The sequence below is a fragment of the Geomicrobium sp. JCM 19038 genome (genome assembly GCF_000698125.1).
Taxonomy (GTDB): Bacteria; Bacillota; Bacilli; order Bacillales; family Marinococcaceae; genus Geomicrobium_A.
Genome location: NZ_BAXA01000003.1, coordinates 70,422 through 85,395 on the forward strand (window position 1 = coordinate 70,422; position 14,974 = coordinate 85,395).

The 14,974-nt window shown below is 40.7% G+C and carries 15 protein-coding genes and 2 pseudogenes; 11 read left to right on the plus strand and 6 right to left on the minus strand.

Annotation, left to right across the window (positions count from 1 at the left end):
* Window positions 1–462: 462 nt before the first annotated feature.
* The 4 genes and pseudogenes from pdhA (at window position 463) to lpdA (ending at window position 5,264) form a co-directional block, all read left to right on the plus strand.
* Window positions 463–1,548, plus strand: coding sequence for a pyruvate dehydrogenase (acetyl-transferring) E1 component subunit alpha (pdhA, locus tag JCM19038_RS05135; RefSeq protein WP_042415332.1), 1,086 nt, complete (start codon window positions 463–465; stop codon window positions 1,546–1,548).
* Complete coding sequence (locus tag JCM19038_RS05140; protein ID WP_042415335.1) at window positions 1,548–2,525, plus strand: alpha-ketoacid dehydrogenase subunit beta; 978 nt, start codon at window positions 1,548–1,550, stop codon at window positions 2,523–2,525. The genes pdhA and JCM19038_RS05140 overlap by 1 nt, the downstream gene beginning before the upstream one ends.
* A gap of 31 nt (window positions 2,526–2,556) precedes the next feature.
* Window positions 2,557–3,851, plus strand: a pseudogene (locus JCM19038_RS05145) (dihydrolipoamide acetyltransferase family protein).
* Between the two features lie 3 nt (window positions 3,852–3,854).
* Window positions 3,855–5,264 carry a dihydrolipoyl dehydrogenase gene (gene lpdA / locus JCM19038_RS05150; RefSeq protein WP_042415339.1) on the plus strand — a complete coding sequence of 470 codons (1,410 nt, stop codon included), beginning with the start codon at window positions 3,855–3,857 and terminating at the stop codon, window positions 5,262–5,264.
* A gap of 38 nt (window positions 5,265–5,302) precedes the next feature.
* On the opposite strand, the gene JCM19038_RS05155 is transcribed toward lpdA, so the two are convergent.
* On the minus strand, window positions 5,303–6,226 hold the full coding sequence (locus JCM19038_RS05155; protein WP_052361104.1) for a LysR family transcriptional regulator: 924 nt from the start codon (window positions 6,224–6,226) through the stop codon (window positions 5,303–5,305).
* A 98-nt stretch (window positions 6,227–6,324) separates the two neighbouring features.
* Between JCM19038_RS05155 and gltS the strand changes: the two genes are divergently transcribed.
* Together gltS and JCM19038_RS05165 are read left to right on the plus strand one after the other, a co-directional pair.
* Window positions 6,325–7,533, plus strand: a complete 1,209-nt coding sequence (gltS, locus tag JCM19038_RS05160) for a sodium/glutamate symporter (protein WP_042415342.1) — start codon at window positions 6,325–6,327, stop codon at window positions 7,531–7,533.
* Window positions 7,534–7,601: 68 nt separating this feature from the next.
* Window positions 7,602–8,546, plus strand: a complete 945-nt coding sequence (locus JCM19038_RS05165; RefSeq protein WP_042415771.1) for an agmatinase family protein — start codon at window positions 7,602–7,604, stop codon at window positions 8,544–8,546.
* Between the two features lie 37 nt (window positions 8,547–8,583).
* Here JCM19038_RS05165 and JCM19038_RS05170 read toward each other — a convergent pair whose 3' ends face one another.
* Window positions 8,584–8,991, minus strand: coding sequence for a hypothetical protein (locus tag JCM19038_RS05170; RefSeq protein ID WP_042415344.1), 408 nt, complete (start codon window positions 8,989–8,991; stop codon window positions 8,584–8,586).
* 135 nt (window positions 8,992–9,126) lie between these two features.
* A pseudogene (locus JCM19038_RS05175) lies at window positions 9,127–10,901 on the minus strand (BCCT family transporter).
* A gap of 109 nt (window positions 10,902–11,010) precedes the next feature.
* Between JCM19038_RS05175 and JCM19038_RS05180 the strand changes: the two are divergent.
* The 3 genes from JCM19038_RS05180 to JCM19038_RS05185 all read left to right on the plus strand — a co-directional run bounded on the left by JCM19038_RS05180 (window position 11,011) and on the right by JCM19038_RS05185 (window position 12,637).
* Window positions 11,011–11,874, plus strand: a complete 864-nt coding sequence (locus JCM19038_RS05180) for a polysaccharide deacetylase family protein (protein ID WP_042415347.1) — start codon at window positions 11,011–11,013, stop codon at window positions 11,872–11,874.
* 158 nt (window positions 11,875–12,032) lie between these two features.
* Window positions 12,033–12,149, plus strand: coding sequence for a GapA-binding peptide SR1P (locus JCM19038_RS21660; protein WP_081831626.1), 117 nt, complete (start codon window positions 12,033–12,035; stop codon window positions 12,147–12,149).
* 209 nt (window positions 12,150–12,358) lie between these two features.
* Complete coding sequence (locus JCM19038_RS05185) at window positions 12,359–12,637, plus strand: UPF0223 family protein (RefSeq protein WP_042415350.1); 279 nt, start codon at window positions 12,359–12,361, stop codon at window positions 12,635–12,637.
* 36 nt (window positions 12,638–12,673) lie between these two features.
* On the opposite strand, the gene JCM19038_RS24880 is transcribed toward JCM19038_RS05185, so the two are convergent.
* Together JCM19038_RS24880 and JCM19038_RS05190 are read right to left on the minus strand one after the other, a co-directional pair.
* The gene (locus JCM19038_RS24880) at window positions 12,674–12,859 is read right to left on the minus strand and encodes a DUF1054 family protein (protein ID WP_307189957.1); all 186 of its coding nucleotides are present in this window, start codon (window positions 12,857–12,859) and stop codon (window positions 12,674–12,676) included.
* 13 nt (window positions 12,860–12,872) lie between these two features.
* Window positions 12,873–13,301 (minus strand): DUF1054 family protein, encoded by a 429-nt coding sequence (locus JCM19038_RS05190; protein ID WP_307189958.1) that lies wholly within the window; start codon window positions 13,299–13,301, stop codon window positions 12,873–12,875.
* 248 nt (window positions 13,302–13,549) lie between these two features.
* Between JCM19038_RS05190 and JCM19038_RS05195 the strand changes: the two genes are divergently transcribed.
* Window positions 13,550–13,738 carry a hypothetical protein gene (locus tag JCM19038_RS05195; protein WP_042359847.1) on the plus strand — a complete coding sequence of 63 codons (189 nt, stop codon included), beginning with the start codon at window positions 13,550–13,552 and terminating at the stop codon, window positions 13,736–13,738.
* Between the two features lie 111 nt (window positions 13,739–13,849).
* Complete coding sequence (locus JCM19038_RS05200; protein ID WP_081831628.1) at window positions 13,850–14,650, plus strand: inositol monophosphatase family protein; 801 nt, start codon at window positions 13,850–13,852, stop codon at window positions 14,648–14,650.
* Between the two features lie 37 nt (window positions 14,651–14,687).
* Here JCM19038_RS05200 and JCM19038_RS05205 read toward each other — a convergent pair whose 3' ends face one another.
* The gene (locus JCM19038_RS05205) at window positions 14,688–14,867 is read right to left on the minus strand and encodes a DUF5325 family protein (protein ID WP_042359846.1); all 180 of its coding nucleotides are present in this window, start codon (window positions 14,865–14,867) and stop codon (window positions 14,688–14,690) included.
* Between the last annotated feature and the right edge of the window lie 107 nt (window positions 14,868–14,974).

The following is a 14,974-nucleotide window of genomic DNA, read 5'->3' on the forward strand; positions in this document are numbered from 1 at the left end:
GATGTACTCATCATTAAATAAACATAATAAGCAAAGCATACGACAAATTAGAAAACGGACTTAGGGTAGTTCGTTTTCTTTTTATGTCTGAATGAACGATGTTGTTTAGGGGAAACTCGTTTGTGATACGCGTAAGAAATCAATCTGTATCATTATATAATCGTCAAAATCACAAGATGATATATAACAGATTAGAGTTGTTCGTCAATTTTAAAAATGTATCGATTAGAAAATGAATATATAGCCGTAAGGATTGACGAATGATTTACTATTCATGTATGCTGTTATTGAAATGTTGTGTATTAGTTTTTAGATGAGTGTCCATGAAACAGATTCAGCTCATATGTGAGATTGAAAAGTAGTGATTCAGGGTACGTTAATCATTAGGTAATCACTCAAGTTTGTTCGCTCAACAAGGCATGTTACACAATGCCTGATAATAAATGAAAGAGGTGAGCCGCTTTGGCTGAAAAGACGATTGAAGCAGTAGAAGACAAGTTTGAAACTTTTCAGGTACTAAACGAAGACGGTAAAGTCGTAAACGAAGATGCACTACCAGACTTAAGTGATGATCAACTTAAGGAACTTATGAAACGAATGGTCTACACACGTGTCGCTGACCAACGTGCCGTTTCTTTAGGACGTCAAGGTCGTTTAGGTTTTTATGCGCCAGTTGCAGGACAAGAAGCGTCAATGCTCGGTTCTCATTTTGCTCTAGATAAAGAAGATTGGATTGCACCAGGTTATCGTGACATTCCACAATTGATTTGGCACGGGTACCCGTTATCAAAGGCGTACTTATTCTCAAGAGGCCACTATAAAGGCGGACAGATGGAAGGCATTAATGTGTTGATGCCACAAATCATCATCGGTGCGCAAATCGTACAAGCTGCAGGAATTGCACTTGGACTTAAGAAAAAACAAAAAGAAAACGTCGTCATTACGTATACAGGTGATGGTGGTTCATCTCAAGGTGACTTCTATGAAGGAATGAACTTTGCAGGAGCATTTAATGCACCAGCGATCTTTATCGTTCAAAACAACCAATTTGCGATTTCTGTACCAGCTGAAAAGCAAACAGCAGCAGGTACGATTGCACAAAAAGCAGTTGCTGCCGGAATTGAAGGCGTACAAGTAGACGGAATGGACGTTTTGGCCGTTTATGCTGCAACAAAGAAAGCTCGTGATAACGCGATTTCAGGAAACGGTCCTACGCTAATAGAAACGCTTTGTTATCGCTACGGGCCACACTCCCTTTCTGGTGATGATCCAACGAGATATCGTACTGAAGATCAAGACGATCCTTGGGAGAAGAAAGATCCACTCGTTCGTTTCCGCAAGTTCCTTGAGGAAAAAGGACTTTGGTCAGAAGAACAAGAGAACGAAGTTGTTGAGCAAGCGAAAGCGGACGTTAAAGCTGCAATTAAAGAAGCAGACGAGACGCCTCATCAAAAGGTAAGTGAACTCATTGAGATCATGGGTAATGACCTCAGTTCTAACCTTGAAGAGCAACTCGAATACTATCGTGCGAAGGAGTCGAATGAATAATGGCAGAAATGACAATGATTCAAGCAATTACTGAAGCCATGCGCACGGAACTAAAAAATGATGAAAACGTCTTGTTATTCGGTGAAGACGTCGGTCATTACGGTGGTGTATTCCGTGCCACACAAGGTCTTCAAGCAGAATTCGGTGAAGAGCGTGTCTTTGATACACCACTCGCTGAATCAGGAATTGGTGGTCTTGCAATCGGACTCGGGTTAACTGGATTTAGACCAATTATGGAAATTCAGTTCTTCGGATTCCTTTTTGAAGTAATGGACGGAGTCGCAGGGCAGATGTCTCGTACTCACTATCGTTCTGGTGGACACTATAGTAGCCCGATTACAATTCGCGCGCCTTTTGGTGGCGGTGTAAAAACGCCTGAGCTTCACTCTGATAGCTTAGAAGGTCTTATTGCACAAACGCCAGGGATTAGCGTTGTAATTCCTTCCACTCCATATGACGCAAAAGGGCTTCTAATTTCAGCAATTAGAAGCAATGACCCTGTCGTTTTCCTAGAGCATATGAAGCTTTACCGTTCTTTTAAGGGAGAAGTTCCTGACGAAGAATATACAATTCCACTCGGCAAAGCAGACATTAAGCGTGAAGGTAAAGACGTTACACTCATTGCCTACGGCGCTATGGTGCATGAAGCGCTTAAAGCTGCAGACCGTTTAGAAAAAGAAGACGTCAGTGCTGAAGTCATTGACCTTCGTACTGTAAGTCCATTGGATCTTGATACGATTTTAGAATCTGTTAAGAAAACAAACCGCGTAGTTGTCATTCAAGAAGCACAGCGTCAAGCGGGCGTCGGTGCAACTATTGTTGCTGAAATTAGCGAACGTGCAATCTTACACTTAGAAGCACCAATTGCTCGTATTGCAGCACCGGATACAGTATATGCTTTTGCTTCTGATGAAGATGCTTGGCTTCCAAATGCTGAAGACATCTATGAAAAAGCGAAAGAAACGATTGAATTTTAAACGAGCGTTCACGAAAAGGAGGTAGCAACTTATGGCTTACAAATTTAAGCTTCCTGATATTGGAGAAGGCATCCATGAAGGTGAAATTGTTAAGTGGTTCGTTAAAGAGGGAGACAAAGTCGAAGAGGACGATGTTCTTTGCGAGGTGCAAAACGACAAGGCCGTTGTTGAGATCCCATCTCCAGTTGAGGGTACAGTATTAGAGATTAAAGTTGACGAAAACACAACGACTACGGTCGGTGAAGTCATTCTAACAATCGATGACGGTAGTGAAGATGATGAGGAAGAAGAAGTAAAAGAAGAAGAATCATCATCTAAAGAAGAAACAAAAGCAAGCGAAGAGAAGAGTGAAAAAGAAACGACAAGCTCTTCATCTAAAGAAGATCAAGCTGATTCAGCTGACGATAAGCGTGTGATTGCGATGCCGACAGTCCGCAAATATGCGCGTGAGAACGATGTAAACATTCAACAAGTCACAGGTAGTGGCAAGAATGGTCGCGTTCTAAAAGAAGATATCGATTCATTCGTAAGTGGCGACCAGCCATCTGCTGACGCTTCTAGCGATGAGCAAACAGATGAAAGCACAACGACTGAAACGAAGCAAACGACATCAACAGAGTCTACCGTCACTGAAGAGCGTGTACCACTTAAAGGTGTGCGTAAAGCGATTGCTAAAGCAATGGTAAACAGTAAGCACACAGCTCCTCACGTAACACACATGGATGAAGTTGAAGTGAGTGCACTCGTTGAAAACCGTAAGAAGTTCAAGCCGGTTGCAGCTGAACAAGACATTAAGCTTACGTACTTGCCGTACGTCGTCAAAGCCTACACGTCTGCACTTCGCGCTTATCCTGCATTGAATGCTTCAATTGACGATGAAAATGAAGAGATTGTTTACAAGAAACGATTCAACGTTGGAATCGCAGCGGATACAGATCGTGGTCTAGTTGTTCCTGTTGTTCGTGATACAGATCGTAAATCAGTATTTATGCTTGCATCAGAGATTACTGAACTTGCAATTAAAGCTCGCGATGGAAAATTAACGAGTGGTGAAATGCAAGGTGGTACGAGCACGATTTCAAACGTCGGCTCTGCAAGTGGTGCTTGGTTTACACCAGTTATTAATCATCCAGAAGTTGCTATTCTCGGTATCGGTCGAATTGAAGAAAAAGCGTTGTCGAAAACGGAGAAGTTGTCGTAAGACCGATGCTTGCATTATCATTAAGTTATGATCATCGTCTTATTGATGGTGTTACTGCACAAAATGCACTGAATCACGTGAAGCGTTTGCTTAACGATCCAGAGCGCATAATAATGGAGGGGTAATTCATGGTAGTAGGAGATTTAGCAGAAGAAGTAGACACGCTGATTATTGGGTCTGGCCCAGGGGGATACGTTGCAGCAATCCGTGCCGCACAACTCGGACAAAAAGTAACGATCGTAGAACGCGAGAACGTGGGTGGCGTTTGTCTAAACGTTGGTTGTATTCCTTCTAAAGCTTTAATTGAAGCGGGTCACCGTTTTGAGAAAGCTCAAGGTACTGACGAAATGGGAATTACGACAGAAAACGCAACACTTGATTTCTCTAAAGTTCAAGAATGGAAATCAGGCGTTGTTAAAAAGTTAACCGGAGGAGTCGAAGGACTTCTTAAGGGCAACAAAGTAAACATCGTCAAAGGTGAAGCTTACTTTTCTGCCAAAGATACAGTAAGAGTTTCTGGTGAGAACTACAACTCACAATCGTACAAATTCAAAAACTGTATCATTGCAACAGGATCTCGTCCAATTGAACTTCCTCCGTTCCCACTAAGCGACCGTGTAGGAACGTCAACAGGTGCTCTAGCACTTGAAGAAGTACCAAAGCGTCTCGTCGTTATTGGTGGAGGTTACATCGGTGTTGAGCTTGCAGGTGCGTATGCAAACCTCGGTAGCCAAGTGACTGTACTTGAAGGTGAGAAGCGTATTCTTACTGGATTTGAAAAGCAAATGGCTCAGCTCGTACAACGTCGCTTAAAGAGCAAGGGTGTTGAGTTTATTACTCAAGCCAAAGCTTCAGGCGTTGAAGAGACAGATGAGGGCATTACAGTATCTGTAGATGTTAAAGGCGAAGAGCAAAAAATCGAAGCGGATTACTTGCTCGTATCTGTTGGACGTCGTCCAAACACAGATGAGCTCGGTCTTGAGCAAATCGGTGTAGACGTAACAGATCGCGGTCTTATTAAGACGGACAAGAAACTTCGTACGAGCGTTGACAACATTTTTGCAATTGGTGACATCGTTGATGGCCCACAACTTGCACACAAAGCGTCTTATGAAGGTAAAATTGCAGCAGAGGTTATCTCTGGAGAAGCAAGCGAAATCGATTACCTCGGTATTCCACTCGTTGCCTTTACAGAGCCTGAGCTTGCATCTGTTGGACACACTGAGGAAAGCGCGAAAGAAGCAGGATTTGAAGCGAAAGCTTCTAAATTCCCATTCCAAGCAAATGGCCGTGCATTATCACTTAACGACTCTGATGGCTTCATGAAGCTCATTACTCGTAAAGATGACGGACTAATTATCGGTGCACAAGTAGCTGGACCAAGCGCATCTGATATGATTGCTGAAATCGGTCTTGCAATTGAAGCAGGTATGACAGCTGAAGATGTTGCAATGACAATTCATGCTCACCCAACACTTGGTGAGATTACGATGGAAGCAGCAGAAGTTGCAATCGGCACACCAATTCATATTAAGTAAAACGTTCCAAAAACCTCTGTGATCTATAACACAGAGTTTTATGGTGTGTCATCTAACTGATGATGATTGAAATCTAATGTTAGTGAAATAAGTTTAGTTATTGCTGCAGGTAAATATCGGTGCAAATGATAACTTACATAGACCATCCTTGTAGGTGTAGGGTCAGTCAGTGTGTAGATATAGAGATTCGTGAATTGCTCGGAATAGGATACATACCGTTTAGGTACCATCGCCACTCCTAAACCACGATTTACAAAAGCTAATGCTGTTTCAAATCTTTCTACTTCAAATTTTATGAGTGGCTCGGTTTCAGCAATTGTAAATGCATCTAAGATGTCTTTATGTGTTTGGTACTCTTTTGGGGGCAATATGAGTGGTATGGTTCCTAAAGTTTTCATAGCGATCGCTTCTGTCGTTGATAAGGGTTGTTTTGAAACTGCAACGATATCTTCCTTATATAATGGTTGGCTAGCAATGTCTTCTGTGTTGATGAAATAATTTGTAATGCACACATGAGTATCGTACCGTTGTACTGCTTGAATGACGTCCTCTTTACGTAGAATTTCTTGAAATTGATAATTCAATGATGGATAAAGTGCATAGTGCTCCATAATAACGGAAGCCATCCAATTTTTCGTTGATTCAATCATACCGATGACTACCTTGCCAGAACCGCCTTCACGAATGGCGTTCACTTCAATCGTTAATGCATTGTGTCGCTTCATTAATTCTCGATTTGCTTCGTAAAACCGCTCTCCTGACTCTGTAAGCGTAACTCTCCTCTTAGAACGTTCAAAAAGTAAAAAACCAATTTCATCTTCTAATTTCTTAATGGCTTGAGTTAGTGAAGGTTGAGAGATATTTAAGTTATTCGCAGCTTTCGTAAAATTTCTCGTATCACTTAACTCTTGGAAGTACGACAGTTTTCTGAAATCGATACGAACTCCCTCCTCTATAGGCAAAACCTATCAAGTAATTGAATATTAGTATTATAAACTATTATTATACATGTATATAATCATACTAGACAGAGAAATCATGTATAAGGAGGTTGAGTCATTTGGAAATTCACTATATTACGACATTTTTTCTAGCAATTTTATTATTAATCATTGGAAATTGGATTGTTTCTAAAGTTAAAGTTTTAGATCGTTACTCAATACCCGCCCCGGTTGTTGGAGGTTTACTCGTTGCGAGCTTAGTTTTTATGCTTCATCAATCTGACGTGATACAGATTGTTTTTGATACAACACTTCAAGAAATTTTTATGCTCGTATTCTATACAACGGTTGGATTGAGCGCTAGCTTTGCACTCATTAAAAAAGGTGGAAAGCTTTTGCTCATATATTGGGCGATCGTTGGTGTGCTAGCTTTGTTGCAAAACGTAATCGGAATCTCAATGGCTAGACTTTTTGGATTGGATCCTTTAATTGGTGTAATGACAGGATCTGTGTCGATGTTAGGAGGACACGGCGCTGCGGCGGCTTTTGGAGGAACGATTGAATCTTTAGGTGTTGAAGGTGCGATAACCGCAGGAATCGCAACAGCGACATTTGGATTAGTCGTTGGGGGTATTATTGGTGGCCCGATGGTCCGGTACTTGATTAAAAAAAATAATCTATCTCAGGGCACTGCAACAGTAGAGGAAATAAAACCTGAACAAACGAAGGAAAAAGAAGTTCATGAATCTACATTAACAGCACATCGTATTTTCTTACACCTTGGTCTCATTACGTTTTGTATGAGTGTAGGAAGTTATTTAGGTGACGCATTCACCGACTGGACAGGATTTGTGCTTCCGAATTATGTTGGAGCAATGGTGATTGCTGTTATCGCACGAAATTTATTGGATCGCTATCAAACGAATGACACGACGCAGTTTTCAAATGGATTAATTGCGTTAATCGGCGGAGTTGCTTTAGGGGTCTTTCTAGCAATGGCGTTAATGAGTATTAAGCTTTGGGAAATTGTAGATCTTGCATTGCCATTGTTAACGATTGCCCTCATTCAAGTAATTGTTGTCATTATAATTGGTATTTTCCTTTTATTCCCAATTCTCGGTAGGGATTATGATGCAGCCGTAATGATTGGTGGGTTCGCGGGCCATGGAGTAGGGGCTGTACCGACTGCAATGGCAAATATGGATGCGATTACACAAAAGTATGGACATTCTAAACAAGCGTTTTTAATTGTTCCAATTGTAGGAGCTTTTCTTATAGATTTTATTTCTTTACCGATCATCATTTTTTGCATAAATTACTTTAGTTAAAGGAGAATGATAACGTGTATCCTTATCCTCAGTTAAATCGACCAGAATGGATCTATACGAAAAAGAAAATGACGGAAGATTCAAAAGTACATGAATGGATTCAAACGCTTGATAACGATCGTAACGAACATCTTCAACAATTACTAAAAAAAGCTGATGTTGTACTAGCCGGTGCTCCATTATCTAAGTCGAGTATTAGTGCATCGTTTGCTAGTGAAACCCCTAATGAATTACGTAAGCTTTGGAAATCATTTAACCCATATAATTTAGATGAAAATGTAGATTTATCGTCTTTAAAGGTCATTGATCTTGGAGATACAAAACAAGCGATTACCGATATTGACTATAGTCACGAGCAAATAAAACAGATGATGATTTCGATGCAAACGTATCACCCTCATGGAATACCGATCATTATGGGTGGTGATCATAGCATTACTGCACAATTAATCAAAGGTTATAAACAGGTTCATGATACGAAAACGATTGGCGTGTTACAATTTGATACTCATTTCGATTTAAGGGACCCAAGTGTAATTGGTCCGGCAAATGGTACACCAATTCGACAGCTCATCGAGGGCGGAATCGTAAAAGGAAGTAACGTCCATACGATTGGGTTGCACGGTTACTTTAACGCCAAATCATTAAAGAATTATGCTGATGTTCATGAAGTGAACTACACAACTTTAAAACAAGCTCGTGAAATTGGAGTTAGGCAAACCGTCTCTAAGGCACTAGACTTACTAGACCAGACTGTCGACATGATTTACGTAACCGTTGATATGGATGTGCTTGATTCAGCCTTCGGGCCAGGAGCACCTGCGTCTACACCAGGTGGTATGAGAACAGATGAACTTTTTGAAGCGGTGATGGAAGCTGGACGTCATCCGAAAGCGAATGCGATGGATCTTGTCTGTATTGATTATAGTAAAGATGTTGAGAAACAAACGTTAAAAGCGGCCGTGCACGTGATGCTTGATTTTATGACAGGACTTAAACAACGTCGTAGTTAACTGTAATAAAAACAGACCGTAATCCTACGATAAAGGATTACGGTCTGTTTGGTTGATGTAAGCTATAGCGATCATAATCACTACGTAAATGATGTAATATAATTTCTTTCGAAGTTGGACCGGAAGCTCGTACGTAGTAGCTTCCAGTATCTTGAAATACCAATGCTGGGAACTCCGTTAAATTTAGTTCATCAACAAGTGCTTGTTCATCATATTTATCAACGAGTTGTACTTCTGTCTCTGGATGTTCTGAATGAAACGTACTTATTGCCTCAAGGTAATTTCGTTCACTATCGTGATTATCATCATCGTAAATAAAAAATACGTTTGGTCGTTCGCGGTTTTCCAAGTTATTAGCATGGCTAGATGGGTGATGGTTTATAGAACATGCAATGAATAGAAAACTACATAGAACAAGTGAAGTTAATTTTAGTTTCGTTAACATTTCACGCATCCTTTCATCAGCCTTGAATAGATCATATCATTAAAGGTAGATGAAAAGACTATATTTCCCATAGTTGTAAACGTAACGAAAGTTCTGTGATGCGTTTGTTATAAAGCAGGAAAAACATACCAACTGCTACTTGTTTTGGTTGTCATCTTTGTTTTGTGGATTTGTAGCTTTCGCATCAGTCGTTTGTTTTCGTTTTTGTTGTTGTTCTTCTTTTTTCCTTGCTTTTTCTTGTTCACGAAGTCGTTTCCGTTCTTTTCGTAATTGTTCTCGTTCTTCTTTAATAAGTTTTAATTCCTCGTTCATTTCTTTTCGATTTCGAGCTTCTTTTTGATCAATTGCTTTACGTTCTTGAATTAACGATTTTATAAGTGAGACAGTCATAAGAATCATAATTACTGAGAACGGTAATGCTGCAATGATTGCTGCTGTTTGCAGGGCATCCAATCCCCCAGCTAAGAGTAAAATGCAGCTGCTGCCGATTGAATTATACCCCATACGGCTTTGACTGACATCGGTGGGTTCATACTTCCACCTGTTGTTTGCATACCTAGAACGAATGTGGCTGAGTCGGCCGATGTCACGAAGAACGATGCAATTAATAGAACAGAAAGACCTGTCATAATCGTCGCTAACGGGTATTGTTCAAGGAGCGCAAACAACGCCATTTCTTCACCATTAGCAGGATCTGAGATTAAGGAAAATATCGCTCCGCCAGTTTGATTATCCAGGTCCATTGCAGCTGTACCAAACGTCGCAAACCACAAGGCACTAACGGCAGTTGGAGCTAAGATTACACCTAGCACAAATTCACGAATCGTACGTCCTCTTGAGACGCGAGCAATAAATGTTCCGACAAATGGTGCCCAAGAAATCCACCAAGCCCAGTAAAATAAGGTCCAGTCATTGACCCAACTCGTTGCCGTTTCATCGTCAAATGCTGCAAGCCTAAAACTCATGTAAGGGAGGTTCTGTAAGTAACTTCCTACAGTTTGCGTAAACGCACTTAAAGACATTACAGTTGGACCTACAACTAATACGAAAAGTAAAAGCGCAAAGGCTAACGCGATATTCGCCATACTAAGTATTTTAATTCCCTTATTAATCCCAGTTGCGGCTGATGCGATATAAATTACCGTGACAACGGCGATAATCCAAAGTTGTAATGTCGTGCTGTTTTGCACTGGGAAGAGTTGTGATAGTCCAGCGCCAACTTGTGCAGTTCCTAGACCAAGAGAGGTTGCGACTCCAAAAATAGTAGCAAATACAACGATGAAGTTAATGAGAGTTCCAATCCAACCATCTGCTTTATCGCCAATCAGAGGGCGGAATGCTGCACTTACAACGCCTGGGGCATTATGCCTGAACCCGAAGTACGCAAGCGCAAGTGCGACGACTGAATAAATTGCCCAAGGGTGAAATCCCCAGTGGAAGAAAGAATATTGAAGAGCCTCGGCGGCCGCGCGGCTCGATTCACCTTCAGCAGTTGCTGGGTTGTAGTAGTGATTGAGTGGTTCTGCTGCTCCCCAGAAGACGAGCCCAATGCCCATACCAGCTGTAAATAAAAATGCGAACCAAGTAAAATAATTGTATTCAGGTCGTTCGTCAGGTTTCCCTAGTCGAATTCGTCCAAAAGGACTGACGACAAGAAAAATAGAGAGAAGTACGAAGGCTGATGCGGTTAACATATAATACCAGCCAAGTTGTGTGGAAATTGCCGCTTGTAATGATGACAACGTGTCCATCATATGCTCAGTTCCTATTGAGCCCCAAAGAATAAATAGGGCGGCAACGACCACGGAGATGTAAAACACAGGTGTAAGTCGTTTCATACTAGCTACCAACTTCCTAATAGAATTGCAATGAGTAAATGAAAGCCAATAATTGCCTTCTAGATTTCTCATAAGTATTTATCTTAACAAATAAGTTGTCCTTTTTGGTAGGAAAATATTTCTCATTTTGTGTCGATTCCTGTACTATGGAAAATGAATGGAATTAAATGGAGGTGGACGTATGAATAAGCCTAAAATGCTAATTGCCTTGGGAGCCCTGCCGTTGCTCGTGTTAAGCGCCTGTGGTGACAACGAATCGGAAGAAACAGCAGCAGAAGTCGATGGAACGGATGAGCCAGTAGAAGAAGTGGAAACAGATATTGAAGATGACGTAGATGATGAGCTGGAATCTGATGATGAGAATGACAATGCTGACGAAGAAGTTGAAGAAGAACCAGAAGATCTTGAACCGCAATATACGTGGAACCAAGAAGCAGGTGTCTTTGAAAGCATAGGAGATGCACAGAGTGAAGCGGTACTATTAACGATCGATGATGCTCCTGACAATCATGCAGTTGAAATGGCAGAGATTTTACATAATCTTGATGTAAGTGCAATTTTCTTTGTGAATGGACATTTTCTAACTACAGAAGAACAAGAAGAAGAGCTACTGCAAATTATTGATTATGGCCATGCAATCGGAAATCATACGATGGGTCACCCAGACTTACAAACGCTCTCTGAAGAAGAGCAATATGAAGAAATCGTAGGGCTCAATGATGTCATTGAAGACATTAGCGGTGAGCGTCCAGACTTCTTTAGAGCTCCATTTGGTTTGAATACAGACTATACGAGAGAGCTTGCAAAAGACGAAGAGATGTTGTTGATGAACTGGACATATGGATATGATTGGGAAAGTGATTATTTAGAAGCAGAGCCACTCGCTGACGTTATGGTTAACACTGAACTATTACGTAACGGTGCAAACCTACTCATGCACGACCGCGAATGGACGAAAGATGCTCTTGAAGATATTGTTTTAGGTATAGAAGAGAAAGGTTATCGCTTTATTCATCCTGATGAAATCGCTCTTGAAGATGAATAAGTTATACAATTATAAAGAAAAGCACACGTAGATGTTAATCTAGTGTGCTTTTTTGTGTGAAAAAAATAAATGTGTTATACAAATAATCGTTGACAAGACAAATATGACATCATATTATAGTATTAACAGTAATAAAACGCTTACAAGGAGTGTTGAAGATGTCAATAATTATTTGTGGAACGTGCAATTGTACAATTGAACATTACCAAGGTGAGAAAATAAGCACACTATATAGTAGCTGTAACGAGTGCAAAAGCAAAAAGAAAAAGAAGTAAGATCATACGCTCCCTTCAAAGCTGCTCCTTTGAAGGGAGTTTTGTTTGTATTGTGTTATACAATTCGCTCGACGAAAACGAGCTAAGCGTGTCGTATGAGTGGTTGGGAAGTTTGTTCACTTACCTTTGTCTTACACGTCTACGATTTGGTACAATATGTGCGCGATGACGTGCACATATTGTAGTGTGGTTTAAAGGAGGAAATGAGAATGGCAAAAGATGAAGTTTCAATTCCGCTATCTCCAGATTGGTCTCAAGAAGAAATTGTTGCGGTCGCAAATTTCTTTTCGGTCATTGAGCAAGTGTATGACCAAGGGAAACAAGCGAGTGAAGTTTTAGCAGCTTATAAACAATTTAAATCGGTCGTTCCATCTAAAAGTGAAGAAAAGAAGACGTTTCAAGAGTATGATGAACAAGCTGACACGTCGACTTATTCGGTCATTCAAAAAGCAAAAGCAGTAGAGCCTGATGAGAAAGTAAAATTGTAATAAAAAAGGACAAAGAGAATGTCTCTTTGTCCTTTTTTAGATGTTTAAGCTATGGCGATACAACGGCAATAACGTTTCATACGTGGTAATCGCTGTTTCTTTTAGACGTTCGTAGTTTTCAACGCGTGCATCCCCGCGATTGAGTTGTAAGCCAATTAAGAACTCACCTTTTTTTACGTCTCTAAACCGTTCTATTTTTTCACGTAGTGCTTTTTCATCCAAGTCTTGAAGTTTCTCAGCACTTTTTTTTCGTGTGATCTGTAGAAATTGCAAACTCTCCAGGTAACGATTTAAGTTCTTCGATCTCGTTTAAGAATGCTTGACCAATATCTGATTTATTCGGTAGTTCATAAATGTACGCAAGCCAGATAAATAAATGATCATCAAAAAGCCCGAGTTGAAAATGTGGCAGCTTTTTATAACCTCGCTTGTTTGGGGCAACAGCGAGCCACGAGTCATTCGGTGGATTGGTTGTTCTTCTTAAATGCTTAGCAATGTGTAGATGCATGTCTTCACCGGTAAGACGATTTAACTCAGCAGTGAGCTCGTCTCCAATTTCTTTAAACTTAGGCTGAATTTGCTCTCGCAATGCTTCCATACGATTTTCGAGGCCGTCAATTGTAAATACGTCAAAGTCCGAAGGTTTAAATCCTGTTTTCTCCATAATAATCCCCTTTCTATATATATTGTACTAAGTTGAAGGTGTCTTGTCATACAATGAGTCACAATTCGTGTACGTGCATTTACCTAAAACATCGAATTAGAATGTCATTTGAAAATCGAAGCGCATATGATATAATATCCGAAATCAGAATTTTTAATCATGTGTCGCAGGTGATCGAAAGGCTTGGCCATCCGCCAAGTTCATAGGCGGCCCTAAGTTTTTCGGACAAAAAATGAGGGGTGTATGTAATGGAACAAGTGATTCAAGCGATGAAGAGAAACGACGCTGAGAAACGAATTCCTGTTGTACGTCTAGAGATTGATTATGAATTGGTCACCCTACACGATTATATGGTAGCGAATGATGAAAAGGGAATAGAACAAGTGAAGCTTAAATTGAAGAAACTCACACAGGAACTGTTAAGGCTTGAAGGATAATCATACAGGGAGTTTTTAGCGGGCAGAAGCCCGCTTTTTTTTTACTTTCAATGTCATGTAAGCTAAACTAAGTGGAAGAGAAATGGATGGCTGGGAGAAGGAGCGAGTGAATTGGAGACGCAACAAATGAACTGGTCAGCTTTAAAAGACGAGGCGGTATCTTTTGTAAAAACTGCAGCAACCCGCATTGTCGATGTGGAGCGTGAATCCTTACATATAGATACGAAAGAAGATGCAGATGACTTAGTGACAGATAAAGATATTGAAATACAACGCCTGATGACCGATCAAATTCGAAAGTTCTATCCTACGCATCGTATTGTCGGGGAAGAAGGAGATCATGACGATGTTCATAACGACGACACGATTACGTGGATTATTGATCCAATTGATGGGACAACCAATTTCGTTCATCAATCGATGAACTATTGCGTATCCGTTGGAATTTATCAACGAGGCATTGGATATGTTGGGATCGTTTATGATGTGAAAAGTGAAGAGTGGTTTACGGCGGTCCGCGGTCTCGGGGCGTACATGAACGGGAAGAGATTGCCAAAAAGAGCGTCGGTGCCATTTGAGCAAGCGATTTTAGGTTTTAACGCAAGGTGGCTCGTCGGTAAAGCTGACGAATCATTAAAACAAGGGTTTCAGACGATTGTACGAGACGTACGTGCAGTACGTTCATATGGTTCAGCAGCTCTTGAAAGTGCGTATGTTGCTGCAGGGCGACTAGACGGCTATATGAGCTTACGTCTATCGCCGTGGGATTTCGCTGCGGCTAAAGTATTGTTAGAAGAAACCGGCTGTGAATGCGTAAAAGTTGATGGTTCACCAATCTCTATTGAAGACCAGAGTACGTACTTAGCTGCTGTGCCAAACGTTAGCCAAGAGTTTTTGAGTCGATTACAATAATAAAAAGAGCGTTCCGATGTGGAACGCTCTTTAACGTTTAAGAAGCAGTATTACGGGATCGATATTTGGAAGAACCCATAAAGGCAATAACGACCATAACAGTTGCCAAGATGGCAATCAAGAAACTGCGTTCAGCAACAGCAACACCGTATGTGGCAATACCTAATACAGCAAGGACGGCTAAAAGCAACACGGGCCAATGAATATTCTTCAACATTTTCACCTGCTTTTATTATTCTACATTTAGTGTAACGGAAATTGTCGTAATTGGAAAGGCACTTTATGAAGTGGAGTTGTCAAGAGAGATGTGCTAAAATAGAAAAG

Bases quoted from the DNA above. Each gene is read 5' to 3' on its own strand.
- JCM19038_RS05140 (WP_042415335.1), top strand. From the start codon at position 1,548: ATGGCAGAAATGACAATGATTCAAGCAATTACTGAAGCCATGCGCACG.
- lpdA (WP_042415339.1), top strand. From the start codon at position 3,855: ATGGTAGTAGGAGATTTAGCAGAAGAAGTAGACACGCTGATTATTGGG.
- JCM19038_RS05165 (WP_042415771.1), top strand. From the start codon at position 7,602: ATGACGGAAGATTCAAAAGTACATGAATGGATTCAAACGCTTGATAAC.
- JCM19038_RS05170 (WP_042415344.1), bottom strand. From the start codon at position 8,991: ATGTTAACGAAACTAAAATTAACTTCACTTGTTCTATGTAGTTTTCTA.
- JCM19038_RS05180 (WP_042415347.1), top strand. From the start codon at position 11,011: ATGAATAAGCCTAAAATGCTAATTGCCTTGGGAGCCCTGCCGTTGCTC.
- JCM19038_RS21660 (WP_081831626.1), top strand. From the start codon at position 12,033: ATGTCAATAATTATTTGTGGAACGTGCAATTGTACAATTGAACATTAC.
- JCM19038_RS05185 (WP_042415350.1), top strand. From the start codon at position 12,359: ATGGCAAAAGATGAAGTTTCAATTCCGCTATCTCCAGATTGGTCTCAA.
- JCM19038_RS05190 (WP_307189958.1), bottom strand. From the start codon at position 13,301: ATGGAGAAAACAGGATTTAAACCTTCGGACTTTGACGTATTTACAATT.
- JCM19038_RS05195 (WP_042359847.1), top strand. From the start codon at position 13,550: ATGGAACAAGTGATTCAAGCGATGAAGAGAAACGACGCTGAGAAACGA.
- JCM19038_RS05205 (WP_042359846.1), bottom strand. From the start codon at position 14,867: ATGTTGAAGAATATTCATTGGCCCGTGTTGCTTTTAGCCGTCCTTGCT.